The sequence below is a fragment of the Thiolapillus sp. genome (assembly GCF_048562965.1).
In the GTDB taxonomy this organism is placed as follows: domain Bacteria; phylum Pseudomonadota; class Gammaproteobacteria; order Chromatiales; family Chromatiaceae; genus Thiolapillus; species Thiolapillus brandeum_A.
Genome location: NZ_JBHNMF010000215.1, coordinates 1 through 5378, shown reverse-complemented (window position 1 = coordinate 5378; position 5378 = coordinate 1). Strand labels below are relative to the sequence as shown.

Here is a 5378-nt window from a genome sequence, read left to right as displayed (position 1 = left end):
GAGGCTTCCGCAATAAAGAGCGGTTTGCCAATGCCATTTACTTCCATCTCGGCGGGTTGGATCTTTACCCTGATGGGATTACTAGATGATGGGCGCCCACTCAATCAGGGGAAGAGCCCTCTAGTTGACTAGATAACTTTTGAAAAACGCTGGCCTTTGCTGTCCTTCAGATAGGCATCAAACACCATGCAGATATTGCGGATCAGCATCTGTCCCACGGGCATGACTTTTATGCCTGCATCGCTGATTTCCAGCAGGCCGTCTTCCACCATGTTCTGCAGGCTTTTCAGCTCCGTACCGAAGTAGGTTTTGAAATCGATGTTCCAGCGCTTTTCCACGGCATGGAAATCCAGCGCAAAGTGACAGATAAGCTGTGTGATCACATCCCTGCGCAGCTCATCATCCTTGCTCAGCTCGATGCCGCGGAACACGGGCAACTGCCCTGCATCGATCCGTTCATAGTAGGCATCCAGCTCCTTGATGTTCTGCGTGTAGCAATTGCCCACCGAACCGATGGAGGTGATGCCCATGCCAATCAGATCGCAGTTGGCATGGGTGGAATAACCCTGAAAATTGCGGTACAGAGTACCTTCCCGCTGGGCGACGGCCAGTTCATCATCCGGCCGTGCGAAATGATCCATGCCGATGTAGACGTAACCGGCATCGGCCAGCTTGCTGGCGGTCATGTGAAGAATCTCCAGTTTTACTTCCGGCGGCGGCAGTTCGTTCACTTCGATGCGGCGCTGGGGCTTGAAGATCTGCGGCAGGTGGGCATAGTTGAAAACGGACAGGCGATCCGGGCCGACCTCGATGATCCGGTCCAGGGTGGCCGAGAAACTTTCACGGGTCTGATGCGGCAGCCCGTAGATCAGGTCGATGCTCACCGAACGGAAACCTTCCGCACGGGCTGCATTCAGCACTGCCAGGGTTTCTTCCTCACTCTGGATGCGATTGACCGCTTTCTGCACCTGGGGATCGAAATCCTGTACCCCCAGGCTCATGCGGTTGAAGCCGATATCCCGCAGCACGGCGACGGTTTCGGCAGTGGCCTCGCGGGGATCGATCTCGATGGAATATTCACCTTGGTCATTATCCAGCAGGTGGAAATGCTCGCCTGTCACTTTCATCAGCTGGCGCATCTCCGCGTGGCTGATGAAGGTCGGCGTACCACCACCCCAGTGCAGTTGCTCCACAGGGCGGTCACGATCGAAAAGTTCGCCCTGCAGGGCGATTTCGCGGTACAGGCGCTGCAGGTACTCGTCACCCTTGCTGCGATCCTTGGTAGCTACCTTGTTGCAGGCACAATAAAAGCAGATCGTATCGCAGAAGGGTATGTGGAAATACAGAGACAGGGGACGGCCGCTGGCATTGGTCTGCCTGGCAATGGTGGCGTAGTTTTCGGCCGTAAAGCCATCGTGAAACTGCACCGCCGTGGGGTAAGAAGTATAACGGGGACCGCTCTGATCGTACTTGGCTATCAGGGCGTCATCCAGTATGAGTTGCTGTTCCATTAGGCTTTTCCGGTTGAAACGGGCAGAACGTCATTCATCTTCATCGACTTCCAGCCCCTTGCGATGGGTTTCGTTGATCTGTTTGAGCAGGGTATGATAAGGAATCTGATCACCGTAGCGATAGAGGATATCCATGAAGGGCAGATCCTCCCGCCCGAAGTGATAGGTGCCATCCACCATGGACTGGTGTACCTGCCTGATGCTCTGTTCCAGGGGTTCGACCCAGGAAGGAAAGCGTGTCATGTCCTCGATCTCGAACATGAAGCAGTCTTTCAGATCCTTGGCCTCGAACACGGCATTCTTGATCCACTCGACATATTCATCCGCGGTTTTTGCGCGACGCAGACTCATGATTCACATTCCTCCAGGAAAAACTCTTCATACTGTTGCAGCTGTTCGGCGGTGAGCAGGAACACACCATGCCCTCCCCGCTCGAAATCCAGCCATAAAAAAGGTACTTGCGGGTAGCGGGCCATCAAATGCCCCATGCTGTCACCCACTTCAACGATCATGATACCACCCGGCTTGAGGTAACGAAGCCCCTCGCAGAGTATCCGTGCCACGATATCCATACCATCCTCGCCCGCTTCCAGCCCCAGCGCGGGCTCATGCTGAAACTCATCCGGCAGGGCCTGCATTTCCTCCATGCTGACATAGGGAGGATTGCTGACGATCAGGTCATACTGCTGCTCCGGCAATTCTTCGAACAGATCCGAGCGGTAAAGGTTCACCTGATCCTGCAGCTGGTGTCGTTCCACGTTTACCCGGGCCACTTCCAGTGCCGAAGGAGAAATATCCGAGGCATCCACCATCGCATGAGGCAGATAGTGTGCGCAGGCGATGGCAATGCAGCCGGAGCCGGTACACAGGTCCAGCACCTGCAAATCAGCATCCGCCTGCAGCCAGGGCTCGAATCCTGACTCGATCAGTTCAGCGATAGGCGAACGCGGCACCAGCACGTTTTCATTGACGTAGAAACTGAGCCCGGCGAAATGCGCCTCATGGGTGATGTAGGCAGCGGGCACATGCTCTTCCATACGCCGTTGCAGATAGTCCAGCACCCGCTCCTTCTCTTGCCGGGTCAGGCGGGTGTCGAGAAAATCCCGGGGCAGGCTGTGATCCAGATGCAGGGCATGCAGCACCAATGCCAGAGACTCATCGAATGCGTTGTCTGTACCATGACCGAAAAACAGCCCGGCCTCACCAAAGCGGCTGGCACCCCAGCGTACCCAGTCGCGGATGCTCAATAATTCGTTCAGGTCTGAAAGATTCATGGTCATGAACTCAGTTACAGCGACCAGAATTATCCGTGCAGCCGCCAAACGTTGTATTTTACTGGCATACTCTAGGCGCTGCTGAAAAAAATGGAGTCGACATTTGAAATTCACCCACACGCTCAAATTTCAGATTGGCATTGCCCTGCTGGCGCTGATCGCCCTGTTCAGCTTTTTCAGCATGCACACGCTCAAGATACTGGACGAGCAGCGTACCCAGGGCGCTCTGCTGCGCCTGGCAGGAGAGCTTCAGGCCACTGCCCAGCACATGGCCATGCAGGCCATGAACTACGAAAAGAACACGCCCCAGGACAGTGCGGCCTATACCCGTGACCTGCGTCTCTACTACCAGGATCTGATGAACATCACCGGGCAGTTCGACGATATCTGCGCAGCCTTTTCCAGCGGTGATTTTCAGCGTCAGCTGGAAATCCATGAACCCATGAACCCGGTACTGAGCGAAAACACACTGGATGCCGCTTATGAGCTGGAAGATTACTGGAAGAAATTCATGCTCGACCTGGACAAGGTCATGGGCCCGGACAAAATGCCGCATCTTGCGGATGCGGCAAAGCTGATCGTGGATCGCAACCCCGAACTGTTGCAGAAAACGCGCAACCTGCTCAAAGCGCTCGATGAGGACATACAGCAACGCACGCGGGAAACCAACATCATCATCCGGGCTTCCTTCGCCGTGGCCCTGATCATCGCTATCGGCATCATGCTCTGGTTCTATCGCCAGGTACTGCGCCCCCTGAGCGGTTCGGCCGAGGGCTTCCGGCAGGCCTCGGCAGGCAATTTCAGCTACCGGATGCCGGTTACGGCAAACAATGAAATCGGTTTCCTGGCCCTGTCCTTCAATCAGCTGTCATCACGTTTGAATTCCCTTTTCAAGCTGACAGCGCGTCTGCAGGAGGGCAGTGACCTTAACGAGACCCTGGAATTCGTTTCCCATACCTTTCCCGAACTGCTGCCCCTGGACTGGGTGGGCGTGCTGTTCGTATCCACGGACGGACAGATTCAGCTGGAACGGGCCTACAGTGACGGCGTTCCCGAAGAACTGGGCATTCTGCATTTCCCCCTGAAGGACACGCTGCTGGAGCAATGCCTTAACAGCGGCGAACCCCTGCATATTCCCGATATCCAGGAGGTTGCACAACTGAGCTCCTCTTACCGCTTCCTGCAGGTGCTTACCGACCGGCAGCGCCGGGACGCCATCTTCCTTCCAGTCACCTCCCAAAGCCCCATCCCCGGCGTGCTTGTGTTCGCCACCCGCCAGGCCCATGCCTACGGGCAGGAGCATACACAGCTGTTGTCCAATCTGGCCACGGTCATCACCCTGAGTTTCAGCCGCACTTTGAAGCTGGCTGAGCACGCACGCTTGGCCGCCATTGGTCAGTTCGTCTCCGATATCGCCCACGAAATCCGCACTCCCCTGGCTACCGTGAGCATGGCCCTGGATTATTTCGAGAACACCGAACTGCCTGAAGCCGCCCACAAGCGCCTGCTGCTGGCCGAACAGGAAATGGCCCGTATCAACCGCCTGCTGGCCGACATCCTGCTGTACGCCCGCCCGCTGACGCTGAAAACGGAATCGACAGATCTCTGTCTCATACTGGAAAAAGCCATCACCAGCCGCAAGCCGCCGGCGGAAAAACACAAGGCTGCCATTGCACTGGATTGCCCCGAAGACACATTGCCCCTGCACGCAGATCCCGACAGGCTTCTGCAGATCTTTCTCAACCTGTTGGGAAATGCCATCGAGGCAACGACGGCAAATTCAGCAGTCACCATCAGGGTACGCAGCAAAGACACTGACAAGGTGATTCAGGTGGACGTCACCAACCGGGGTGATCCCATAGCGCCGGAGAATCTGGAATACCTTTTCGAGCCCTTCTTCACCACCAAGGCCAACGGCACAGGGCTCGGACTGGCCATCGTACGGCGCCTGGTTCAGGCCCATGGCGGGAGTGTGGCTGTCACATCGGATACGGAAAGCGGCACCACTTTCACGGTGCGCATTCCGCGCATGTTATGAAACGCAGGAGCCTTTCGGATTCAACCCGACAGGCTCCTAGCCTGAACATTTCATCACGCCCTATCGATTGGCCTCAAAACCCCGAACTCGAGCCGTTGACAGGGTGAAACCCTGGAATGGAGGCTTTTTCAGGTGAATTCCTGATCTGAAGACACAACTTCCCCTTACCCCATTGTTTATCATCGTGCCGGGGCAGCACTCCGTTGAACTTATGTGGGCCGGAGACGTGCGGCGACTTTCAGAAACAGGGATTGATCAAGCGTGTCTTCGGCCTCGTGATAGATTTTGGGACATCCCAGTCCCCAAAATCGACTCAGCCTTTGACAACCTATTTGTGCCCCAGCCGTCCTGGTCACCAAGCACTACGCAACAACTTCGCAAGCTCGTTGCTGCTCCGTACTTGACTCCCATATGACTGGACGCCGCGTTCGGAGGCCTACTTTGTTCCCGTCTATAAATGCCAAGTCATTGAAATTCAATTGAAAAACCGAAAAAAGACGATGAGAAATCCGGTGCAGGATGGTACAATTATGATCTTAAAGCATTGATACATAA

The 5378-nt window shown here is 55.5% G+C and carries 5 protein-coding genes; 2 read left to right on the top strand and 3 right to left on the bottom strand.

Going from position 1 to position 5378, the window contains the following annotated elements; genetic code table 11:
* Positions 1-128 precede the first annotated feature (128 nt).
* From hemN to prmB, 3 genes are read right to left on the bottom strand one after another with little or no spacing between them, the layout of a single operon-like run.
* Entirely contained in the window at positions 129-1511 is a 1383-nt protein-coding gene (gene hemN / locus ACOCD2_RS11605) for an oxygen-independent coproporphyrinogen III oxidase (RefSeq protein WP_293647866.1), read from the bottom strand.
* A gap of 30 nt (positions 1512-1541) precedes the next feature.
* Complete coding sequence (locus ACOCD2_RS11600; protein WP_293647864.1) at positions 1542-1862, bottom strand: general secretion pathway protein GspF; 321 nt, start codon at positions 1860-1862, stop codon at positions 1542-1544.
* Positions 1859-2785, bottom strand: a complete 927-nt coding sequence (gene prmB, locus ACOCD2_RS11595; protein ID WP_371415009.1) for a 50S ribosomal protein L3 N(5)-glutamine methyltransferase — start codon at positions 2783-2785, stop codon at positions 1859-1861. The genes ACOCD2_RS11600 and prmB overlap by 4 nt, the downstream gene beginning before the upstream one ends.
* A gap of 103 nt (positions 2786-2888) precedes the next feature.
* Between prmB and ACOCD2_RS11590 the strand changes: the two genes are divergently transcribed.
* Together ACOCD2_RS11590 and ACOCD2_RS11585 are read left to right on the top strand one after the other, a co-directional pair.
* Complete coding sequence (locus ACOCD2_RS11590) at positions 2889-4823, top strand: sensor histidine kinase (RefSeq protein WP_293647860.1); 1935 nt, start codon at positions 2889-2891, stop codon at positions 4821-4823.
* 275 nt (positions 4824-5098) lie between these two features.
* Positions 5099-5227: a hypothetical protein gene (locus ACOCD2_RS11585; RefSeq protein ID WP_293646551.1), complete on the top strand. Its 129-nt coding sequence runs from the start codon at positions 5099-5101 to the stop codon at positions 5225-5227.
* Positions 5228-5378 lie beyond the last annotated feature (151 nt).